This is a genomic window from Pseudomonas sp. Irchel 3F3, from assembly GCF_900187545.1.
Classification (GTDB): domain Bacteria; phylum Pseudomonadota; class Gammaproteobacteria; order Pseudomonadales; family Pseudomonadaceae; genus Aquipseudomonas; species Aquipseudomonas fortuita.
On sequence record NZ_FYDS01000007.1, the window covers coordinates 187,767 to 210,076 of the forward strand.

The window sequence follows — 22,310 nt, forward strand, 5'->3', positions numbered from 1 at the left end:
ATGAGCGGCAAGCCTCCTGCAATATTCCTGATGGGCCCGACGGCGGCCGGCAAGACCGACCTGGCTATCGAACTGACCAAAGTGCTGCCGTGCGAGCTGATCAGCGTCGACTCGGCGCTGGTCTATCGCGGCATGGACATCGGTTCGGCCAAGCCGTCCAAAGAAATCCTGGCTGCCCACCCGCACCGGCTGATCGACATCCGCGACCCGGCCGAGAGCTATTCGGCCGCGCAATTTCGCGCCGATGCCCTGGAGGCCATGGCCGACATCACCGCGCGGGGCAAGATCCCGCTGCTGGTAGGCGGCACCATGCTCTATTACAAGGCGTTGATCGACGGCCTGGCCGACATGCCGGCAGCTGACGCTGCGGTGCGGGCCGACCTGGAAGCCCAAGCCGAGGCGCTGGGGCTGGCCGAACTGCACCGCCAATTGGCCGAGGTCGACCCGGAATCGGCGGCGCGCATCCACCCCAACGACCCGCAGCGGCTAATCCGCGCGCTGGAAGTGTATCGGGTGAGCGGTGAGAGCATGACAGCCCATCGCCAGCGTCAATTCGCGGAAAGTCGCGCCGCAGACGCAGGCGCTGGCGGACATTTGCCCTATACTGTCGCGAGTTTGGCGATTGCTCCTACAGATCGTCACATTTTGCATCAGCGAATTGCGTTACGATTTTCGCAGATGTTGGAACAGGGCTTCGTTGACGAGGTCCGATCGCTGCGAGCCAGAAGTGACTTGCACGCCGGGCTGCCGTCTATACGGGCTGTGGGGTATCGGCAGGTCTGGGATTACCTGGACGGCACGCTGACTGAGAATGAGATGCGAGAACGCGGTATCATTGCTACCCGGCAGCTGGCCAAGCGGCAGTTCACCTGGTTGCGTGGCTGGCCTGATGTGCACTGGCTTGACAGCATGGCCTGCGACAATCTGTCCCGCACCTTGAAATACCTTGGGGCCATCTCCATATTGAGCTGAGTCCCTGCTGATTGCCGTCTATTCTTGCGAAGGGGCGGCCTAATTTATCGATTTTCTTGATTTTCTATTATTTATCCTTACAGGAGTGCGGCATATGTCAAAAGGGCATTCGCTACAAGACCCTTACTTGAACACCTTGAGAAAAGAAAAGGTTCCGGTATCCATCTACCTGGTCAACGGCATCAAATTGCAGGGCTCGATCGAATCGTTCGACCAGTTCGTGGTACTGCTGAAGAACACCGTCAGCCAAATGGTCTACAAACACGCCATTTCGACTGTAGTGCCTGCCCGTCCGGTTCGCCTGCCAAGCCCGTCCGATTCCGACCTCGGCGACAGCGAGCCAGGCAACGCCTGATAGGAGCCTGCATTGTTCTTTGAGCGCCACGGTGGTGGTGAGCGGGCGTTGCTCGTTCACTTGGAAGGTCAGAACCCTGAGGCGCGCGAAGATCCGCAGGAGTTTCGGGAGCTGGCATTGTCGGCCGGGGCGGACATCGTCTCGCTGGTGACAGTGACAAGGCATCAGCCCACGGCCAAATACCTGATTGGCAGCGGCAAGGTCGAGGAATTGCACGACCTGGTCCATGCCGAACAGGTAGACCTGGTGATTTTCAATCACACCCTTACGCCCAGTCAGGAGCGCAACCTTGAACGTGTGTTCGAGTGCCGTGTGCTCGATCGTACCGGGCTGATCCTCGATATTTTCGCCCAACGGGCGCGTACCCATGAAGGCAAGCTGCAGGTCGAACTGGCCCAGCTTGATCACATGAGCACGCGGCTGGTGCGTGGCTGGACCCACCTTGAGCGACAAAAAGGTGGTATTGGCCTGCGTGGCCCGGGTGAAACCCAGCTGGAAACCGACCGCCGCCTGTTGCGGGTGCGCATTCGCCAGATCAAGTCACGCCTGGAGAAGGTACGCAGCCAGCGTGAGCAGGCGCGTCGCGGGCGCAAGCGCGCGGATATCCCTTCAGTATCGCTGGTGGGTTACACCAACGCCGGCAAGTCCACGCTGTTCAACGCTCTGACCGAATCCGAGGTGTACGCCGCGGACCAGCTGTTCGCCACCCTCGACCCGACGCTGCGCCGGCTCGAGCTCGACGACCTGGGGCCGATCGTGCTTGCCGACACCGTGGGCTTCATTCGCCACCTGCCGCACAAGCTGGTCGAGGCTTTTCGGGCTACGCTCGAAGAGTCGAGCAACTCCGACCTGCTGCTGCACGTGATCGACGCCCATGAGCCAGAGCGCATGGAGCAGATCGAGCAGGTGCTGGCCGTGTTGGGTGAGATTGGCGCTGAAGGCTTGCCGATCCTTGAGGTGTATAACAAACTCGACCTGCTCGAAGATGTCGAGCCACAGATCCAGCGCAATGCCGACGGCAAGCCGGAACGGGTCTGGGTATCGGCACGTGATGGGCGTGGTCTGGAGCTGGTTGGCCAGGCGATTGCCGAGTTGCTGGGGGATGATCTGTTTGTCGGTACCCTGTGCCTGGAGCAGCGTTTTGCCCGCTTGCGCGCGCAATTCTTTGCTCTGGGTGCCGTGCAGAGTGAAGAGCATGATGAAGAAGGGCGCAGCCTGCTGAGCGTGCGACTGCCCAGGGTCGAATTGAATCGCCTGGTCAGCCGCGAAGGCATGGAGCCGCAAGTGTTTGTCGAGCAACACACTTTGCAATAAATGCTCGTCGAGGTCGCCGGGCAGCAGTGACAGGCATTCTGTAGCATTGGACGGCGCGCCGTGGGCGCGTCTTTGCTTTATCAGATGGAGAGCGCTATGGCTTGGAACGAGCCGGGTGGCAACTCGAACAATCAGGATCCCTGGGGCGGCCGCCGTGGTGGCGGTGGCGGTGGTGGTGACAAGAAAGGTCCGCCGGATCTGGACGAGGCCTTCCGCAAACTGCAGGACAGCCTGAATGGCATGTTCGGCGGTAACAAGAAACGTGGCGGCGGTGACCGCAATGTCGGCAAGGGCGGTGGCCTTGGCCTGCTGGGCATAGGCCTGGCGGTGCTGGCTGCCATCTGGCTGTACAGTGCCGTGTACGTGGTCGACGAGCAGGAGCAGGCCGTGGTGCTGCGCTTCGGCAAGTACCACGAGACGGTCGGTCCCGGCCTGAACATCTACTTCCCGCCGATTGATCGCAAGTACATGGAAAACGTCACGCGTGAGCGTGCCTATACCAAGCAGGGCCAGATGCTGACCGAAGACGAGAACATCGTCGAGGTACCGCTGACCGTCCAGTACAAGATCAGCAACCTGCAGGACTTCGTGCTTAACGTCGACCAGCCTGAGGTGAGCCTGCAGCACGCGACCGACAGTGCCCTGCGCCACGTGGTGGGTTCCACCTCGATGGACCAGGTGCTCACCGAAGGCCGTGAACAGATGGCCGTGGATATCCGCGAACGTCTGCAGCGCTTCCTCGACAACTACCGTACCGGTATCACCGTTACCCAGGTCAACGTACAGAGCGCGGCAGCCCCGCGTGAAGTGCAGGAAGCCTTCGACGACGTGATCCGTGCCCGCGAAGATGAGCAGCGTGCCCGCAACCAGGCCGAGTCCTACGCCAATGGCGTGGTGCCGGAAGCCCGTGGTCAGGCCCAGCGCATCATCGAGGACGCCAACGGTTACCGCGACGAAGTCATCGCCCGGGCCAAGGGTGAGGCCGACCGCTTCACCAAGCTGGTCACCGAGTACCACAAGGCACCTGACGTGACCCGTCAGCGTCTGTACCTGGAGACCATGCAAGAGGTCTACAGCAATTCGAGCAAGGTCATGGTGGCGACCAAGGACGGGCAGAACAACCTGCTTTACCTGCCACTGGACAAGATGGTCGAAGGCAGCCGCAACCCGTCCACGCCAACCACCAGCGTGTCGCCATCGGCCAACGATGCGGCCGCCCGTGCGGCGCAGGACCTGCAACAGCAACAGCAGCCGCTGCGTACTAGGGAGAGCCGCTGATGAGCAATAGATCGCTGATCGCCCTGATCGCCGCCGTCGTTCTGGCCATTGTGGCCTGGAACAGCTTCTACATCGTGTCCCAGACAGAACGTGCGGTACTGCTGCGCTTCGGTAAGGTGGTCCAGGCAGATGTTCAGCCCGGCCTGCACGTGAAGATTCCGTACGTGAACCAGGTGCGCAAGTTCGACGCCCGCCTCATGACCCTCGACGCCCCGACCCAGCGGTTCCTGACCCTGGAGAAAAAAGCGGTGATGGTCGACGCCTACGCCAAGTGGCGCGTCAAGGATGCCGAGCGCTTCTACACCGCCACGTCCGGCATGAAGCAGATCGCCGACGAGCGTCTGTCGCGTCGTCTGGAAAGCGGCCTGCGCGACCAGTTCGGTAAACGTACCCTGCACGAGGTGGTTTCCGGTGAGCGTGACGCACTGATGGCCGACATCACTGCATCGCTGAACCGCATGGCCAACAAAGAGCTGGGCATCGAGGTGGTCGACGTGCGCGTCAAGGCCATCGACCTGCCGAAGGAAGTCAACCGCAGCGTGTTCGACCGCATGAGCACCGAGCGTGAGCGTGAAGCTCGCGAGCACCGTGCCAAGGGTAACGAGCTGGCTGAAGGTATTCGTGCCGATGCCGACCGCCAGCGCCGTGTGCTGCTGGCCGAGGCCTACCGCGAAGCAGAAGAAACCCGTGGTGACGGCGACGCCCAAGCGGCTGCCATCTATGCCAAGGCCTACAGCCAGGACGCTGATTTCTATGCGTTCCACCGTAGCCTGCAGGCATACCGCGAGAGCTTCTCGAGCAAGAGCGACGTGCTGGTCCTGGACCCGAAGAACGAGTTCTTCCGTTACCTGGACAAGAGCAAGCCGTGATGCTCAGGCCCTGATTTCCATGCAGCGGTGCCCCGCCTGGCAGCTAAAACACCAGGCGGGGTGCATCCTGAATGAAAAGGGGTGTATGATGAGGCAGCCGGGAAATTTCCCGGCTTTTTTGCGTCTGAAAGGTTGATTGGCACAGCGCCAGTTGACGGTTTGGTCAGCTCGCAAGGCAATTCGAGGGTATCGGGTACGGTGGCTGCGCTGGGATCAGTGCTGCCCGCTGCTGTGCGCGATACCGGCTTTACTGACGGCTCGCCAGCTGGCAAGCCGCCCGGACCAGAGGGGAAAAGGCGTAATGGCAACGGTAGACCGCTGGCTGCTGCCAGATGGCATCGAGGAAGTACTGCCACCTGAAGCCGCGCGCATCGAGATCGCGCGCCGCCAGGTGTTGGACCTGTTCCAGAGTTGGGGCTACGAGCTGGTCGTCACCCCGCATATCGAGTACCTGGAGTCGCTGCTAACCGGCGCCGGCCAGGACCTGGATCAGCGCACCTTCAAGGTAGTGGACCCGCAGTCCGGTCGCCTGATGGGCTTCCGCGCCGACTTCACCCCGCAGGTGGCGCGCATCGACGCGCACACCCTGCGCCGTGAAGGCCCGAGCCGCCTGTGCTACGCCGGCAGCGTGCTGCACGCCCAGCCGCGTGCACTGTCCACCTCGCGCAGCCCGATCCAGCTAGGCGCCGAGCTGTATGGCGATGCCAGCCCGACCAGCGACGTGGAAGTCATCAGCCTGATGCTGGCCACGCTGCAACTGGCCGATGTGCCGGACGTACACATGGACCTGGGCCACGTCGGTATCTACCGCGGCCTGGCCCGTGCTGCCGGCTTGTCCGGTGCGGTCGAGCAGCAGCTGTTCGACGCCCTGCAGCGCAAGGCCGTCGATGAAGTGCAGGCATTGACCGCCGACCTGCCGAAGGACCTGGGCAACATGCTGCGTGCATTGGTCGAGCTGTGCGGTGGCCGTGAAGTGCTGGCCGAAGCCCGCGTGCGCCTGGGCCGTGCCCCGGCCAGCGTGCTGGCGGCGCTGGACGACCTGCTGGCGATCGCCGATCGCCTGACGTCGCGCTATCCGGACCTGCCGTTGTACTTCGACCTCGGCGAGCTGCGCGGCTACAACTATCACACCGGCGTGGTGTTTGCCGTGTTCGTGCCGGGCGAGGGTCAATCGATCGCCCAGGGCGGGCGCTACGACGACATCGGCGCCGACTTTGGCCGGGCCCGCCCGGCCACCGGTTTTTCCACGGATTTGAAGACCCTGGTCACACTGGGGCGAGCGGAGGTCGTATTGCCAACTGGCGGCATCTGGATGCCGGACAGTGGCGACGCGGCCCTCTGGCAGCAAGTCTGCCAGTTGCGCAACGAGGGCCAGCGTGTGGTCCAGGCCCTGCCTGGCCAGCCGTTGAGTGCTGCTCTCGAGGCGGATTGTGATCGGCAATTGATTCAGCAAGACGGGCGCTGGCAGGTTCTGCCGCTGGCCCAGTGAGTTTCTGCGTCGGCAACAGGCCGGCAACCAAGTTTGCGTGAATGAGGACCAATGTAATGGGTAAGAATGTCGTCGTCCTGGGCACCCAGTGGGGTGATGAGGGCAAAGGCAAGATCGTCGATCTGCTGACCGAACATGCTGCCGCCGTAGTGCGCTACCAGGGGGGCCACAACGCGGGTCACACCTTGGTGATCAACGGTGAAAAGACCGTTCTGCACCTGATTCCGTCCGGCATCCTGCGTGAAGGCGTACAGTGCCTGATCGGCAACGGCGTGGTCGTTGCCCCGGACGCCCTGATGCGCGAAATCACCAAGCTGGAAGAAAAAGGCGTACCGGTGCGCGAGCGCCTGCGCATCTCCCCGGCTGCACCGCTGATCCTGTCGTACCACGTGGCCCTGGACCAGGCCCGCGAAAAAGCCCGTGGCGAAGCCAAGATCGGCACCACCGGCCGTGGTATCGGCCCAGCCTACGAAGACAAGGTCGCGCGCCGCGGCCTGCGCGTGGGTGACCTGTTCCACCGCGAGCGTTTCGCTGCCAAGCTGGGTGAGTTGCTGGACTACCACAACTTCCAGCTGGTGAACTACTACAAAGAGCCGGCCATCGATTTCCAGCAAACCCTGGACGAGTGCATGGCCTACGCTGAGCAGCTCAAGCCGATGATGCTCGACGTCACCGCCGAGCTGCACAACCTGCGTCGCGCCGGCAAGGACATCATGTTCGAAGGTGCCCAAGGCTCGCTGCTGGACATCGACCACGGTACCTACCCGTACGTCACCAGCTCCAACACCACCGCTGGTGGTATTTCCACCGGTTCCGGCGTTGGCCCGATGTACCTGGACTACATCCTGGGTATCACCAAGGCGTACACCACTCGCGTAGGCTCCGGTCCGTTCCCGACCGAACTGTTCGACGAGACCGGCGCTACCCTGGCCAAGCGTGGCCACGAGTTCGGTTCCACCACCGGCCGCGCTCGCCGTTGCGGTTGGTTCGACGCTGTGATCCTGCGTCGCGCCATCGACGTCAACAGCATCTCGGGCATCTGCCTGACCAAGCTGGACGTGCTGGACGGCCTGGAAACCATCAACATCTGCGTTGGCTACAAGAACGAGAACGGTGCTGTCATCGACGCGCCTTCCGATGCCGACAGCTACATCGGCCTGGAGCCGGTGTACGAAGAGATGCCAGGCTGGAGTGAGTCGACCCTGGGTGCAAAAACCCTGGAAGAGCTGCCGCAAGCTGCGCGTGACTACATCAAGCGCATCGAAGAGCTGGTTGGCGCGCCGATCGACATCATTTCGACCGGCCCGGACCGCAACGAGACCATCGTGCTGCGTCACCCGTTCGCCTGATCTGCCCTCCAGGCTGATCTGACGCCGTGGCCCTGAAAGGGGCTGCGGCGTTTTCATTTGTGGGGTATGCCTGCACTGGCCCTATCGCCGCCAAGCCAGCTCCCACAGCATCTCCACAGATCTCGGGATAGGCCGGTACAGGCAACCCTCTTCCTGAAACTTGGCGTTTATCCCTGCTGCCTTCGGCACAACCCTTGCTGTAAGAAGTTTCTGTAGATGCCATCAAAATAGTGGCGCCAGTAAACACGAGGGTTACACCGTGTCTGCCATCCTCTCACTGTTACGAAGCCGCCTTTTGCGGCCTGTGTTTGTTGCCCTTGGTATCGCTCTTTTGGTGCAGGTGCTGGTTGCCGTTGCGCTCACCCGAAGCACGGTCACCGCCCTGGAAGCCGACCTTGGCGAACGCCTGGGCAACGACAGCCGCCAGCTGGCCAACGACCTGGAGCGAGCCGGGCAAGACGTGCGCTCGGGCCTGGACAGCCTGTCCAGCAGCACCCGCCAGCGCCTGAGCGCCGGGTTGTCGGAGCGCCTGCAAAGCGAACAGCAGCAACTGCGCAGCACCCTGGAAAAGAACCTGAAGGACTCTGCCAACGACATGGCCGAGCTGCTGGCTTCGGTGGCCCCGCGGGCGATCTGGGACAACGACGTGCCAGTGCTCTCTGACTTTGCCCGGCGTGCCCAGCGTAACCCCAACGTGCTGTTCGTGGTGTACGACGATGCCCAAGGCCAGCACCTGACCCGCTACCTGAACCGGCAAAACCCGATCAACCAGGCGTTGATGGACAAGGGCCAGGGCGAGCGTGCGCTGGACAAGGTGATCGATGCCGCCCGGCGCGACCCGGCGGTGTACTTTGTCGAAGCCTCGATCAACCCTAATGGGGCGGAAATCGGCAAGGTGGTGATGGGTGTTTCTACGGCCGGTATCGACCAGGAGCTCAAGGCCCTGGATCAGCGTTTCACGGCGCTGATTGCCAGCGGTGAGCAACTGGTTGCAGACAGCCTGGTGGGCGCTGCCGCCGACAGCGGCAAGACCCTGCGCGAGCGCCTGGAAAAGGCGCAAGGCAGTGCTGCAGCAATGCAGGCCAATACCGCGCAGACCGTGCGTGATGCCGCCGCCGAGCTGCGCTGGCGCATTGGCCTGGGTTTGGTGCTCGTTGGTCTCGGCGTGCTGCTGGTGGTGGCCGTGGTGCTTGGCCGCCGAGTACTGAGCAAGCTGCGCCTGTTGATTGCTGCCCTGGACGACCTGGCGGCGGGCGAAGGCGACCTGACCAAGCGCGTGCCGCTCGACAGCCGCGACGAAATTGGCGACATGGCTTCGGCGGTGAACCGCTTTGTCGACAAGTTGCAACCGATCGTGCGTGAGGCGGGCGAGGTGGCCCAGCGTACCGGTGTCGAGATTGGCGCGATGGCCCAGCGCAACGCCGGCGCGGATGCTGCCGCCACATTGCAACGCGATGAAGTGGCAGCCAGCCTGCGCGACCTTTCGAGCATGGCCGATGAAGCCCAGGCCGAAAGCCATGCGATGCAGGCGGCCTTGAAACAGGTGGTGGATATCCGCCAGGCCACCGACGAAAACAGCCGCACCTCGACCCAGCTCGCGGGATTGATCGAGAACCTGGCAGGCCAGGTAGAGACCGGCTCCCAGGTGATCGAGCGCCTGGCCAAGCAAAGCGAGCAGATTGAAGTGGTGCTGACGGTGATCCACGGCATTGCCGAGCAGACCAACCTGCTGGCGCTGAACGCGGCCATTGAGGCCGCCCGGGCAGGTGAGACCGGGCGCGGGTTTGCCGTGGTGGCCGATGAGGTGCGGGCGCTGGCGAGCAAGACGCAGAGCTCCACAGGGGATATCCAGTCGCACATCGCGGCGCTGCAGAAGGGCGCCAAGGAAGCCGTGGCGACCATCAGCCAGGCCGGGCTCAAGGCCAGCGAAGGGCTGCTGGTACTGCGTGATAACGAGCGCCGGCAGCAGTCGGTGCAGGCGGCGGTGGAGCAGGTGCATGCGGCCATTGGCCTGGCCACCCGCGCAGCTGAGCAGCAGGCGAGCGGGGCGCAGGCCGTGCGGGGGCGGGTGGAGACTATCCATGCCCAGGCTGAGCGCTCGGCCGAAGTGGTGATGCAGACAACAGCCAGCAGCAAGGTGCTGGATGACCTGGCCGCGCAGCTACGGGCAAGCCTGGGGCAGTTCAGAGCTTGAGATGGAGGCGGTCGTGAGGTTTTCGGCGCCTGTGAGATCGAGCGCCGCGCGGGCGGCGCTCGATATACGCAACGGCACAGCAATCGAGGTGGACCATTCAAGCCTTGTTCAGGTACATCCGCGTAGTCAGCAAATACACCGGCAGCCCCGAAACCACGATCAGCAGTGCCGCATAAGGCGCCGCTGCCGCGAACTCGACGTTGGCCGTATGCGCCCACACCTCGGTAGCCAATGTGGTCATGCCCGTGGGGCTGAGCAGCAGCGTGGCCGTCAGCTCCTTCATGGCATCCAGGAATACCAGCGCGAAAGCCGCCGCCATGGCCGGGAAGATGATCGGCAGGGTCACCCGGCAGAACGCAGTAAAGCTGCTCGCACCCAGGGTGCGTGCAGCTTCCTCAAGCGTTGGCGAGGCCTTGTTCAGCGCGGTGCGCACTGGCGACTGCGCCAGTGGCAAAAACAGCAGCGCATAGGCCAGCAGCAGCAGTGCCGTGGTCTGGTATAGCGCCGGCACGTAGTGCAGGGCGAAGAACACCAGGGTCAGGGCAATCACCAGGCCGGGCAGGGCGTGCAGCAGGTAAGGCAGGCGCTCGGCCCAGATCGCCAGGCGACCCTTGTAGCGCACCACCAGGAAGCTGATCGGCAGGGCCAGCAGCACGCAGAAGCCAGCACCGCCAAGCGACACCGACAGCGAAGTAAACAGAGCCTTGGAGATAGCCGCCACCGGGAACGCTGCCGACGAACCCACGCTGAGCCAGTAGCCGAGCATGGCCAGTGGAATACCGCTGCCCAGCACCGCCAGGCCCACGCAGAACAGCTGCGCCAGCACCGCCCAGCCGCGCAGCCGCACCGGTTGCGCCCGCCGCGCTACGCCCTGGCCGATGCGTACATGGCGGGCTTTGCCGCGTACGCGCAGTTCCAGCCACAGCATCACCAGGCACATCGCCAGCAGCACGGCAGACAGCATGGCCGCGTTGGCATTGCTGAACTCCAGTTCGAACTGTTGGTAGATGGCGGTGGTGAACGTCTGCAGGCCGAGGATCGACAGCGCGCCGAACTCCACCAGCATGTGCAGGGCAATCAGCAGCGCGCCACCGAGCATCGACGGCCACAGCAGTGGCAGGGTGACCTTGCTGAACACGCCCCAGCGGCTGCAACCCAGGGTGCGCGCCGACTCTTCCAGCGAGGTATCGAGGTTACGCAGGGTTGCGGCCACCGGCAGAAACACCAGCGGGTACTTGGACAGGGCCATGACCATGATCGCCCCGCCGAGGCCTTCGAAGTCCGAACTCAGCGACACCCAGGTGAAGCTGCTGACGAACGACGGCACGGCGAACGGCAGGCACAACACCACGCCCCACAGTCGACGACCTGCCAGGTTGCTGCGCTCCAGCAGCCAGGCCAGCGCCAGGCCGACCACCATGCAGGTCAGTGTCACCCCGACCATCAGCAACAGGGTGTTGCGCATCAGCCCCCAGACAAAGGGGCGCCACAGCAGGTGCAAGGCTTCGCGCCAGCCGGCTTCCCAGGCTTTGATGGCGACATAAGCCAGGGGCAGCAGGCTCATCGCGACCAGGAACAGCACAGGCAGCACGACCCAGATGGAGGGGCGCTTGCGGCGCGGTACAAAGCGCACCGGCGCCGGTGCAGACAGGGCGGCAGTCATCAGAGCAGGCCGACCTCGCGCTCAAGCTCGATGGCTTCCTCGGCGTTACCCAGGTCGGCCGGCGAGATCTTCGGCGGGCGCAGCTCGTCGAACGGTTTCAGGCCGCGGTCAGAAACCATGCCCTTGTGCAGCGGGTACTCGGCGGTGGTCTGGGTGATGACGCGCTGGCCTTCTTCGCTGGCCATCCAGTTGAGCAGGGCCTGGGTCTCTTTCGGGTGCTTGCTGGCCTTCACCACGGCTGCGCCGGAGATGGTGACCAGGTTGCCGGCGTCACCGTCGGCCAGGTAGTAGAGTTTGGTGTCCAGTTTGCCGCGTTCGCGTTCAAGCGCGTACCAGTAGTAGTTGTTTACCAGTACCGCAGCCACTTCGCCTTTTTCCACGGCTTTGAGGGCGACCATGTTGTTGGTGTAGGTCTTGCCGAAGGCTTTAAGGCCGGTCAGCCATTCCTCGGTAGCTTCACGACCGTGCATTTTCAGGATGGCCACAGCCTGCTCCTGGAACGCACCACTGGTAGGCACATAGCCGACGCGGCCTTCCCACTCAGGGTTGGCAAAGTCCATCACTGTGGTAGGCAGGTCTTTTTCGTCGACCTTCTTCGGGTTGTACACCACGATGCGCGTACGGGCCGTGATGCCCATCCACGTACCGTTGGCGCCAACGTATTCCTTGGGCACCATGTTTGCGGTGGCGTCGTCGATCTTCGCCAGCAAGCCCAGCTCGCCCAGGTTGTTCAGCGGCGGCGACTCTTCGGTATAGATGATGTCGGCTGGCGAGCGGTCGCCTTCCTCGATTATCTGGCTGGCCAGCTGGTTGCTGCTGCCTTTGCGGATATTGATGTGAATGCCTGTCTTGGCCTCGTAGGCCTTGGCGATGGCTTCGCCGATTTCCTTATGCTGACCGTTGTACATGGTCAGGGTGACCGGTGCGTCTGCCATGGCGGCCGGAGCGCCGATGACCAGGCTCAGCACGGCGGCGGCCAGAGTACGCATCAGCAGTTGCGGGCGGATCGTCATGCGGGTACTTCCTCGCTTACGGCTACATATTTGGAAACAATGGTAAACGAAATTGTTTCTCAAGTGGCCGGGTGACGAGAAATTCATGGGCAGACCATGGTGCAGGACCGGGAGTGCGCGGGGAGGGTGGGGCAAAAAACGCAGGCAAGAAAAAACCCACTAGCAAGCTAGTGGGTTTTTGTATGGTGCCCAGGAGAAGACTCGAACTTCCACGACCTTGCGGTCACTGATACCTGAAACCAGCGCGTCTACCAATTCCGCCACCTGGGCAAAGCTTTGCATCATCTGTAGAAGGCGACTATCGTTCGCTTCACACAGTAGTAACAGATCCTTGGTCATCTGTTACTTGAAAATATTTGGTGCCCAGGAGAAGACTCGAACTTCCACGACCTTGCGGTCACTGATACCTGAAACCAGCGCGTCTACCAATTCCGCCACCTGGGCACACATTCGAGATTAAAAGATGCTTTACAGCGCCGTTCATCTCTACTACAACGTTGGGGTTGTCCGTCGTTGTGGTGCGCACTATACGGACGCTCCCCAAGGCTGTAAACCCCCCAATCAAAAAAAATTTCAAAAAATTCAACTTGTTGATTCCACAGGCCTATTACTGCTCTGGATGCACAGCAGTGGGGGCTGTCCAAGGCAGACATTTCCGGTTTCAATAGGCCTATGCCAGAATTCATATCTATATACCCCAAGGTGAACCCCTTCTGATGGCCGATTGGCAATCCCTCGATCCCGAGGCCGCTCGCGAAGCGGAAAAATATGACAACCCCATTCCCAGCCGTGAGCTGATCCTGCAACGCCTTGCCGACCGTGGCGAGCCCGCTGCGCGCGAGGAACTGGCGAAAGAGTTTGGTCTGTATGAAGAAGACCAGATCGAAGCCCTCCGTCGCCGTCTGCGTGCCATGGAGCGCGACGGCCAGCTTATCTATACCCGGCGCGGCACTTATGCCCCGGTGGATAAGCTCGACCTGATCTGCGGCCGTATCTCCGGCCACCGCGATGGGTTTGGTTTCCTCATCCCCGATGATGGCAGCGATGACCTGTTCCTCAGCCCGTCGCAAATGCGCCTGGCCTTCGATGGCGACCGCGCACTGGCGCGCGTGTCGGGTACCGACCGCCGTGGGCGCCGTGAAGGCGTGATCGTCGAGGTCATTTCCCGTGCCCACGAAAGCGTGGTCGGCCGTTACTTTGAAGAAGGCGGCATCGGCTACGTAACCCCGGACAACCCGAAGATCCAGCAAGAAGTGCTGGTGACCGCCGGGCGTAACGGTGGTGCCAAGATCGGCCAGTTCGTCGAGATCAAGATCACCCACTGGCCAACGCCGCGCTTCCAGCCGCAAGGCGATGTGGTAGAAGTCATCGGCAACTACATGGCGCCGGGCATGGAAATCGACGTTGCCTTGCGTAGCTACGACATCCCGCATGTCTGGCCCGATGATGTGGTCAAGGAAGCGCGCAAGTTCCGCTCTGAAGTCGAAGAGAAAGACAAAGAGAAGCGTGTCGACCTGCGTCATTTGCCATTCGTCACCATCGACGGTGAGGACGCCCGCGACTTCGATGACGCTGTCTATTGCGAGCCGCTGGGCAAACTGCGCCTGTTCTCCGGTGGCTGGCGCCTGTATGTGGCCATCGCCGACGTGTCCAGCTACGTGCGCCTGGGCTCGGCCCTGGACGTCGAGGCCCAGCAGCGCGGCAACTCGGTGTACTTCCCCGAGCGTGTGGTGCCGATGCTCCCCGAAGAGCTGTCCAACGGCCTGTGCTCGCTGAACCCGCACGTCGACCGCTTGGCCATGGTCTGTGAAATGACCATGAACAAAGCCGGCCAGATGGTCGACTACCAGTTCTACGAAGGTGTCATCCACTCCCACGCCCGCCTGACCTACAACAAGGTCAGCAGCATGCTCGAGCACGCCCGCACCCGTGAGGGCAAGGCGCTGCGCGAGGAGTACAAGGCGGTCGTGCCTGACCTGAAGAACCTGTACAACCTGTACAAGGTGCTGTTGGATGCCCGTCACACCCGGGGTGCGATCGACTTCGAAACCCAGGAAACCCGCATTATCTTCGGCGATGAGCGCAAAATTGCGGAAATTCGCCCGACCGTGCGTAACGAAGCCCACAAGCTGATCGAGGAATGCATGCTGGCGGCCAACGTGGCCACCGCCGAGTTCCTGCAAAAGCACGGCGTGCCTGCACTGTACCGCGTGCACGACGGCCCGCCGCCGGAGCGCCTGGAAAAACTGCGTGCCTTCCTTGGCGAGCTGGGCCTGAGCCTGCACAAGGGCAAGGACCCGTCGCCAAAGGATTACCAGGCCCTGCTGGCGAGCATCGCCGGGCGCCCGGATTTCCACCTGATCCAGACAGTCATGCTGCGCTCGCTGAGCCAGGCGGTGTACAGCACCGAGAACAACGGCCACTTCGGGCTGAATTACGAGGCGTACACCCACTTCACCTCGCCGATCCGCCGTTACCCTGACCTGCTGGTGCACCGCGCCATCCGCAGCATCATCCGTTCCAAGGTCGATACCCCGCACGTCAAGCGTGCCGGCGCCATGAGCATTCCAAAGGCGCGCATCTACCCATACGACGAGAACACCCTCGAGCAGCTTGGCGAGCAGTGCTCGATGACCGAGCGCCGTGCTGATGAAGCCACCCGTGACGTGGTCAACTGGCTCAAGTGCGAGTACATGAAGGATCGCGTGGGCGAAACCTTCCCCGGTGTGATTACTGCGGTGACCGGTTTCGGCCTGTTCGTCGAACTGACCGACATCTATGTGGAAGGCCTGGTGCACGTCAGTGCGCTGCCGGGCGACTACTACCACTTCGATCCGGTCCATCACCGCCTGTCCGGTGAGCGCACCGGGCGCAGCTTCCGCCTGGGCGACTCGATTGAAGTCAAGGTCATGCGTGTTGACCTGGACGAGCGCAAGATCGACTTCGAGGTGGCTGACAAGACGCTGGCTGCGCCAATCGGCCGCAAGCAGCGCGGCGCCGCGTCGGCTGCCGACAAAGCCGACAAGCCCGAGCCAGCACCGGTCGAGGCCAGGGCCACGCCGAAGCCGCGCAGCCGCAAGAGCGAAACCTCCGAGGCGTATTTCCCGAAAGACGCCGTGCAGCGTAACGCCGAAGTGCGCAAAAGCCGTGAAATGAAAAAGGCGCTGATGAGCGATGCCCGCACCGGCAGCTCGTCCAGCAGCAAGTCGGACAAAGGCGGCAAGCCCGCCGGCAAGCCGACCAAGCACCGTAAAGGCCCGCCGAAGTCCGGTGCACCACGCAAGAGCAAGAGCAAGTCATGAGTCAGCTGGAAAAGATCTACGGCGTGCACGCCGTGCAGGCGTTGCTGCAGCACCATCCGAAGCGGGTCAAGCAGATCTGGCTGTCGGAAGGGCGCAGCGAGCCACGCCTGCAGACCCTGCTGGCGCTGGCTGCAGAAAACCGTGTGCAGGTTGGCCAGGCCGAGCGCCGTGAGATGGATGCCTGGGTCGAAGGCGTTCACCAGGGTGTTGTCGCCGAGGTGAGCCCAAGCCAGGTGTGGGGCGAATTGATGCTCGAGGAGTTGCTTGAGCGCACCGAAACGCCACCGCTGATCCTGGTGCTGGACGGTGTCACCGACCCGCACAACCTTGGCGCGTGCCTGCGCACCGCCGATGCGGCCGGTGCCACGGCGGTGCTCGTGCCCAAGGACAAGTCTGCAACCCTTACGCCTGTTGTGCGCAAGGTAGCGTGCGGCGCGGCAGAGGTGATTCCGCTGGTGGCCGTGACCAACCTCGCGCGCACGCTGGAAAAGCTGCAGCAGCGTGGCTTGTGGGTGGTGGGTACCGCCGGCGAGGCTGAGCAGGAGATCTACCAGCAAGATCTGACCGGGCCTCTGGTGATGATCATGGGCGCAGAAGGCAAAGGCATGCGCCGGCTGACCCGCGAGCATTGCGACTTCCTGGTGAAGTTGCCGATGGGCGGTAGCGTCAGCAGCCTGAACGTTTCGGTGGCCACCGGGGTTTGCCTGTTCGAGGCTGTGCGTCAGCGTCAGGCCAAGCGCTGATCTTCCCCTGTTGCGGGCCATTCGCGGGCGCGCCCGCTCCCACAGGATTTTCACTGGCTTACAAGCAGTGGGGGCCCTGTGGGAGCGGGTTTACCCGCGAAAGGGCCGGTAGCCTGTGAATATGTTTCAGGCTGTTCAAATATTCGCCAATTACCTTGCTTGTGCGCCACGCCTTCTCTACAATTGCGCCCCTTGCCGAGCTGGCAGGCGCACATGTGCCTCCCCTCCGTGCAAGACATACAGTGTCATTCACTCCTTGTCTGACCAGATTCGCTGGCAGACTACTAACCCGTAAGGAGCATTCATGCGTCATTACGAAATCATCTTCCTGGTTCACCCGGACCAGAGCGAGCAAGTCGGCGGCATGGTTGAGCGTTACACCAAGCTGATCGAAGAAGACGGTGGCAAAATCCACCGCCTGGAAGACTGGGGCCGTCGTCAACTGGCCTACGCAATCAACAATGTTCACAAGGCTCACTACGTGATGCTGAACGTTGAGTGCACCGGCAAGGCCCTGGCCGAGCTGGAAGACAACTTCCGCTACAACGATGCCGTTATCCGTAACCTGGTCATCCGTCGCGACGAAGCCGTTACCGGCCAGTCCGAGATGCTGAAGGCTGAAGAAAACCGCAGCGAGCGCCGTGAGCGTCGTGAGCGTCCTGAGCATGCTGACTCCGCCGAAGGCGACGACAGCAATGACAGCGACTCCAGCGATAACGCTGACGAGTAATCCACGGACCTTTAGAGGAGCCTATTAAATGGCACGTTTCTTCCGTCGTCGTAAATTCTGCCGCTTCACTGCTGAAGACGTGAAAGAGATCGACTTCAAAGATCTCAACACCCTGAAAGCTTACGTATCCGAAACCGGCAAGATCGTTCCAAGCCGCATCACCGGTACCAAAGCTCGTTATCAGCGTCAGCTGGCTACCGCTATCAAGCGCGCCCGCTTCCTGGCCCTGCTGCCCTACACCGACAGCCACGGCCGCTGAGACCGGGTCGTCGACAAGCAGTAAGGGATTAGCATGCGAGCGTTAGCAAGTTTCATCATGCGCGGTCGTGTGCAGGCCACCCTCGTGGTGGTCATCAGCGCGGTACTGCCGCTGCTGTTCTGGTTGAGTGCCGCTGCCTGCAGCCTTGTGCTGCTGCGGCGTGGGTTCAAGGATGCTACAACGGTCATCGCCGGCGGCCTGCTGGCGGGTCTGGCCGTGTGGGTCATGGGTGATCCCATCACCTTTCTGGTGATTGCGGGTGCCTTGGCCCTGGCCGCCATGTTGCGTGCCGAGCATCCCTGGAGCCGGGTGTTGCTGGTCAGTGCCGTGTTCGCCGTGGCTTTCAGCCTCGTGCTCGATCTGGCGCTGGCCCAAACCTTCGATGTGCTGGCCAAGGCGTTTGCCGAAGCCATGCCGAAAATCGAGGGGCAGCCGGTACTCTCCGGTGAGCTGATCCGCCCTGTGCTGGTCGCCTCCACAGCAGTGACGGTGCAATTGTTCAGTGTGCTGGCCTTGGTGCTGGCGCGCTACTGGCAGGCAGCGTTGTACAACCCTGGAGGCTTCGGTCGCGAGTTTCGCGCGCTGAAGCTGCCAAAACAGACCATGGCGGTCTTGGTGGCAGTGATGGTGGTGGCTCCGTTTATCGGGCCGCAGTTCATCATCCTGGCATCGGCTTCGAGCCTGGTACTGGTACTGGCCGGCATCGCTTTGATGCATGGGCTGGTGGCACAGGGCCGACTGGCCGGTTTCTGGCTGGTGGGCATGTACGTGACGTTGCCGCTGATCATGCAGCTGATTTATCCGTTGCTGGTGGTTTTGGCCATTGTCGACAGCCTGATTGATTTTCGCGGTCGCAAGTCCCCCAAGGGGAATGACTCCGCGAACGGTGAAGGTTAAAAGTTAAGAGGTTTTACCAAATGGAACTGATCCTGCTGGAAAAAGTCGCTAACCTGGGCAACCTGGGCGACAAAGTAAAAGTTAAGGCTGGTTACGGCCGTAACTTCCTGCTGCCATTCGGCAAGGCCACCGTTGCCAACGCCGCCAACCTGGCTGCGTTCGAAGAGCGTCGCGCCGAGCTGGAAAAAGCAGCTGCTGACCGTAAATCGTCGGCTGAAAGCCGCGCTGCCCAACTGGCCGAGCTGGAAGTGACCATCACTGCCACCGCTGGCGACGAAGGCAAGCTGTTCGGTTCGATCGGCACCCACGACATCGCTGACGCCCTGACCGCCTCCGGCGTTGAAGTGGCCAAGGCTGAAGTTCGTCTGCCGAACGGCACCATCCGTCAGGTTGGCGAATACGACGTAGCCGTGCACCTGCACAGCGACGTTGAAGCCACCGTACGTGTGGTTGTCGTAGCTGCCTAAGCTGCGCTAACTGGCTGGCTCCTTGCGAGTCAGGCGGTTAACATCGGGCACGGTCCTGTTTTATACAGGCCGTGCCCTTTGTCTTTTTCATCCTCCAGAATTCTTTCGTGGCCATGAACGAGATCACAACCTCCGAACAGCTTGACCTGCAAACCGCCGCCCTGAAGGTGCCGCCGCATTCCATCGAGGCCGAACAGGCCGTGCTCGGTGGCCTGATGCTGGACAATGAGGCCTGGGAGCGGGTGCTGGACCAGGTGTCGGACGGCGATTTCTACCGGCATGACCACCGGCTGATCTTCCGCGCCGTGCACAAGTTGGCCGATGCCAACCAGCCATTTGACGTGGTGACCCTGCACGAGCAGTTGGACAAGGAAGGCCTGTCCTCGCAGGTAGGAGGCCTGGCTTACTTGGCAGAGCTGGCCAAGAACACCCCGTCGGTGGCCAACATCAAGGCCTACGCCGCGATCATTCGCGAACGGGCCACACTGCGCCAGCTGATCAGCATCAGTTCCGACATCGCCGACAACGCGTTCAACCCGCAGGGGCGCAACGCTGCAGAGATTCTCGACGATGCCGAGCGGCAGATCTTCCAGATCGCCGAAGCACGGCCAAAGACCGGCGGCCCGGTAGGCGTCAACGAGCTGTTGACCATGGCCATCGACCGCATCGATACGCTGTTCAACTCCGACAGTGATATCACCGGTATTTCTACTGGCTACACCGACCTGGACGAGAAAACCAGCGGCCTGCAGGCAGCCGATTTGATCATTGTCGCCGGTCGTCCGTCGATGGGTAAAACCACCTTCGCCATGAACCTGGTGGAAAACGCCGTTCTGCGCAGCGAAAAGGCGGTGCTGGTGTTCTCCCTCGAGATGCCAGGTGAATCGCTGATCATGCGTATGCTGTCGTCGTTGGGCCGTATCGACCAGACCAAGGTGCGTTCAGGCCAACTGGACGACGACGACTGGCCGCGGCTTACCTCCGCAGTCAACCTGCTCAACGACCGCAAGCTGTTCATCGACGATACTGCCGGCATCAGCCCGTCGGAAATGCGTGCGCGCACGCGTCGTCTGGCGCGTGAGCATGGCGAAATCGGCATGATCATGGTCGACTACCTGCAGCTGATGCAGATTCCGGGCTCTTCCGGTGACAACCGCACCAACGAAATTTCCGAAATCTCCCGCTCGCTCAAGGCCCTGGCCAAGGAGTTCAACTGCCCGGTCATCGCCCTGTCGCAGCTGAACCGCTCCCTGGAACAGCGCCCCAACAAACGCCCGGTGAACTCCGACTTGCGTGAATCGGGTGCAATCGAGCAGGACGCCGACGTGATCATGTTCGTGTACCGGGACGAGGTTTATCACCCCGAGACCGAGCACAAGGGGATTGCGGAAATCATCATCGGTAAACAGCGTAACGGCCCTATCGGTTTCGTACGCCTGGCATTTATCGGCAAGTACACCCGCTTCGAGAACCTTGCGCCGGGTATGTACAACTTCGACGATGACGAATAACGCCAGTAAGTCATAAGTGGTTCAAGACTTTTGGTGCTGCTGCGCCGCCCATCGCCGGCAAGCCAGGCTCCCACAGGTACGGCGTAAATCTCAAGCTTTGCACCGTACCCATGGGAGTCTGGCTTGCCGGCGATGGGCCGCAAAGCGGCCCCGATTAAAGAAACGTGGCTTTTAGCACTGACTGACAATCCGCCCTTCGCTCATCGTGATTACCCGATCAAATCGCGACAGGGCACTTTGATCATGAGTAACGCAGATCAGCCCCTTCCCGTGGAGTGTTTCGAACAGCAGATCCCAGGTCTGCTCTGCCGATCCGGCATCTAGGCCGCTTGTAGGCTCGTCAAAGAAATTGAAATCGCCAGGCTGGTTAAGTACCCGCAGCAACGTCAGCCTGCGCGCCTCGCCACCCGAAATGGATTCTGCGCGTGCATCCAGATCAAGTTCGTACCAGTCTTTGCTCAAGCCCAGTCGCTCAAGCCATTGTTCGATCTGAGCGCGATCATGAGCATGTTCGAACAGCACTGCGCGGGACAGGGGGCCGGGTATGAAATGCGCATCCTGAGGGCAGAGTCGTAAACGACTGAACTGCTCACACCCCTCGAGCGCAGCCAGGCTTCTGCCATACAAGTGAACGTGCTTGCGCAACTGGAATACCGTTCCTGCGAGCGCATGCAGAAGTGTCGATTTACCACACCCGCTGGGCCCAACCAGCGCGACTCGTTCTCCTGCCCGTATTACCAAGGGCTCATTGATCAGCAGTTGCAGCGCATTTCGAGCGCTGAGTTGGCAGGGGGTGATGCGAAGCCCTGCGTTTTCATCCAAGGGCTCTGCCTCCATGGAGTCTGTCGGGCCGAACACTGGGAGTTGGAGCCAGTGTTCGAGCTTGCGTTTGTCGAGCCGGAACTGGTCGAGTACCCGCCAGGCTTCCGCCAGTTGTGCAACGCTTGCGAGCAACCCAGTCACCAGCGTAATGAGGGCAACAAGCTCGCCCAGGCTCAGATGCGGCGTTGCCTGGGATTGATCATGGATGCCCCACAACAGCACACCACCACTGCCCAGGCCAATGAACAGGGTACGCAAGCCCTGAAGCCAACCCCCGCTGCGGGCTACCCGCACTGCTGAATCGGCATAGTCCGAGAGTGTCTGGTTGACCGGGAGCATTGCCGCATCCTCAGCCCTTTCCAGTTTGACCGTTGCCGCGCTGGCGAAGGTATCCACCCATTGTTCCGCCAGTTCATCCTCTCGCGAGTTTACGGCCTCGATATGAGGCCTACGCCAGCGTATCAGGCGATCGTTGGCCCATAGATATGCCAAGCTCAAGGGGATGAGGCCGATTAATACCGAAGTAGCCCCGAGGTATGCGAACAGTGTGACCAGCACCACCGCTTCGGCCAGTACCGGCCATGCTGAGCCAATCAGAAAGCCTAGCCATCGTTCCTGGGCCGTTATTCCTCTATCCAGTACCTTTACCAAGGTCCCGCCATGGAGTTGTCCATAAGCCTCGAAGCGTTTGTCCAGCAACCCTCGGCACCAGCGCATCGAAAGCTGCTTCACGCGCTCTTGGCAGAGCCGCGCCAGGCACCAGGCTTGCAAAGGGGTCAACGAGGCTTGTAGCGCGACAAGGCATATGAAGGCACCGAGCAGAATGAATGAAGACGAGGCCGATGTGGACAGGTTGTCGATAATGTCAGCCAGGATCAGGGCTGGTACGACGGTCGCGACTTTCAACACTAGTGTTGCGCTCAGAGCTGCGATGATTCCTCGATAGATATGCATATGCCTTGCGTGCGTTCTGCAGGAGGTGGATGCCGGGCCTGATTGGCTAGAGAGGCTGTGGAATGGTGTGTTGCTGGAAGGGCGTATCTTTCAACAAGTCCGGCTGGTTGTCTGCCTGCCAAGAGTTTG

At 61.6% G+C, this 22,310-nt stretch carries 18 protein-coding genes, 2 tRNA genes and 1 pseudogene; 16 read left to right on the forward strand and 5 right to left on the reverse strand.

From position 1 onward, the window contains the following. From miaA to CKW35_RS28905, 9 genes and pseudogenes are all read left to right on the forward strand, one after another. The gene (miaA, locus tag CKW35_RS16935) at positions 1-972 is read left to right on the forward strand and encodes a tRNA (adenosine(37)-N6)-dimethylallyltransferase MiaA (RefSeq protein WP_023048022.1); all 972 of its coding nucleotides are present in this window, start codon (positions 1-3) and stop codon (positions 970-972) included. 94 nt (positions 973-1,066) lie between these two features. Beyond that, positions 1,067-1,327: an RNA chaperone Hfq gene (hfq, locus tag CKW35_RS16940; RefSeq protein ID WP_016489445.1), complete on the forward strand. Its 261-nt coding sequence runs from the start codon at positions 1,067-1,069 to the stop codon at positions 1,325-1,327. Between the two features lie 12 nt (positions 1,328-1,339). Then, positions 1,340-2,641: a ribosome rescue GTPase HflX gene (gene hflX / locus CKW35_RS16945; protein WP_016489444.1), complete on the forward strand. Its 1,302-nt coding sequence runs from the start codon at positions 1,340-1,342 to the stop codon at positions 2,639-2,641. A gap of 96 nt (positions 2,642-2,737) precedes the next feature. Continuing rightward, a complete protein-coding gene (hflK, locus tag CKW35_RS16950; protein WP_016489443.1) occupies positions 2,738-3,919 on the forward strand; it encodes an FtsH protease activity modulator HflK in 1,182 nt (393 codons plus the stop codon). Continuing rightward, positions 3,919-4,788: a protease modulator HflC gene (gene hflC / locus CKW35_RS16955; RefSeq protein ID WP_012274454.1), complete on the forward strand. Its 870-nt coding sequence runs from the start codon at positions 3,919-3,921 to the stop codon at positions 4,786-4,788. The genes hflK and hflC overlap by 1 nt, the downstream gene beginning before the upstream one ends. A gap of 301 nt (positions 4,789-5,089) precedes the next feature. Continuing rightward, on the forward strand, positions 5,090-6,277 hold the full coding sequence (locus CKW35_RS16960) for an ATP phosphoribosyltransferase regulatory subunit (protein ID WP_016489442.1): 1,188 nt from the start codon (positions 5,090-5,092) through the stop codon (positions 6,275-6,277). A gap of 56 nt (positions 6,278-6,333) precedes the next feature. Further along, positions 6,334-7,626 (forward strand): adenylosuccinate synthase, encoded by a 1,293-nt coding sequence (locus CKW35_RS16965; protein WP_016489441.1) that lies wholly within the window; start codon positions 6,334-6,336, stop codon positions 7,624-7,626. Between the two features lie 1,075 nt (positions 7,627-8,701). Continuing rightward, positions 8,702-8,962: pseudogene (locus CKW35_RS28900) on the forward strand (HAMP domain-containing protein); the annotation flags it as partial. Positions 8,963-9,031: 69 nt separating this feature from the next. Beyond that, positions 9,032-9,820 carry a methyl-accepting chemotaxis protein gene (locus tag CKW35_RS28905; protein ID WP_371855229.1) on the forward strand — a complete coding sequence of 263 codons (789 nt, stop codon included), beginning with the start codon at positions 9,032-9,034 and terminating at the stop codon, positions 9,818-9,820. A gap of 97 nt (positions 9,821-9,917) precedes the next feature. On the opposite strand, the gene CKW35_RS16975 is transcribed toward CKW35_RS28905, so the two are convergent. The 4 genes from CKW35_RS16975 to CKW35_RS16990 form a co-directional block, all read right to left on the reverse strand. Beyond that, complete coding sequence (locus tag CKW35_RS16975; RefSeq protein WP_016489439.1) at positions 9,918-11,483, reverse strand: iron ABC transporter permease; 1,566 nt, start codon at positions 11,481-11,483, stop codon at positions 9,918-9,920. Then, positions 11,483-12,496, reverse strand: a complete 1,014-nt coding sequence (locus CKW35_RS16980; RefSeq protein ID WP_016489438.1) for an extracellular solute-binding protein — start codon at positions 12,494-12,496, stop codon at positions 11,483-11,485. The genes CKW35_RS16975 and CKW35_RS16980 overlap by 1 nt, the downstream gene beginning before the upstream one ends. Positions 12,497-12,679: 183 nt before the next feature. Further along, a tRNA-Leu gene (locus CKW35_RS16985) sits at positions 12,680-12,766 on the reverse strand. A gap of 87 nt (positions 12,767-12,853) precedes the next feature. Further along, positions 12,854-12,940 (reverse strand) — tRNA-Leu (locus CKW35_RS16990). A gap of 272 nt (positions 12,941-13,212) precedes the next feature. On the opposite strand from CKW35_RS16990, the gene rnr reads away from it, so the two are divergent. The 7 genes from rnr to dnaB all read left to right on the forward strand — a co-directional run bounded on the left by rnr (position 13,213) and on the right by dnaB (position 20,405). After that, positions 13,213-15,798: a ribonuclease R gene (gene rnr / locus CKW35_RS16995; protein ID WP_070086515.1), complete on the forward strand. Its 2,586-nt coding sequence runs from the start codon at positions 13,213-13,215 to the stop codon at positions 15,796-15,798. Continuing rightward, on the forward strand, positions 15,795-16,541 hold the full coding sequence (rlmB, locus tag CKW35_RS17000) for a 23S rRNA (guanosine(2251)-2'-O)-methyltransferase RlmB (RefSeq protein WP_016489436.1): 747 nt from the start codon (positions 15,795-15,797) through the stop codon (positions 16,539-16,541). Before rnr ends, rlmB begins: the two co-directional genes overlap by 4 nt. Before the next feature lie 304 nt (positions 16,542-16,845). Then, a complete protein-coding gene (gene rpsF, locus CKW35_RS17005; protein ID WP_003249557.1) occupies positions 16,846-17,271 on the forward strand; it encodes a 30S ribosomal protein S6 in 426 nt (141 codons plus the stop codon). Between the two features lie 28 nt (positions 17,272-17,299). Then, the gene (gene rpsR, locus CKW35_RS17010) at positions 17,300-17,530 is read left to right on the forward strand and encodes a 30S ribosomal protein S18 (RefSeq protein WP_003249563.1); all 231 of its coding nucleotides are present in this window, start codon (positions 17,300-17,302) and stop codon (positions 17,528-17,530) included. Between the two features lie 33 nt (positions 17,531-17,563). Next, positions 17,564-18,427 (forward strand): hypothetical protein, encoded by an 864-nt coding sequence (locus CKW35_RS17015; protein WP_016489435.1) that lies wholly within the window; start codon positions 17,564-17,566, stop codon positions 18,425-18,427. A 20-nt stretch (positions 18,428-18,447) separates the two neighbouring features. Continuing rightward, the gene (gene rplI, locus CKW35_RS17020; protein ID WP_012316464.1) at positions 18,448-18,894 is read left to right on the forward strand and encodes a 50S ribosomal protein L9; all 447 of its coding nucleotides are present in this window, start codon (positions 18,448-18,450) and stop codon (positions 18,892-18,894) included. A 113-nt stretch (positions 18,895-19,007) separates the two neighbouring features. Then, the gene (gene dnaB, locus CKW35_RS17025; protein WP_023046912.1) at positions 19,008-20,405 is read left to right on the forward strand and encodes a replicative DNA helicase; all 1,398 of its coding nucleotides are present in this window, start codon (positions 19,008-19,010) and stop codon (positions 20,403-20,405) included. Between the two features lie 171 nt (positions 20,406-20,576). Here the strand turns inward: dnaB and CKW35_RS17030 are convergent, their stop codons facing one another. After that, positions 20,577-22,181 carry an ATP-binding cassette domain-containing protein gene (locus CKW35_RS17030; RefSeq protein ID WP_023046913.1) on the reverse strand — a complete coding sequence of 535 codons (1,605 nt, stop codon included), beginning with the start codon at positions 22,179-22,181 and terminating at the stop codon, positions 20,577-20,579. Positions 22,182-22,310: the final 129 nt, after the last annotated feature.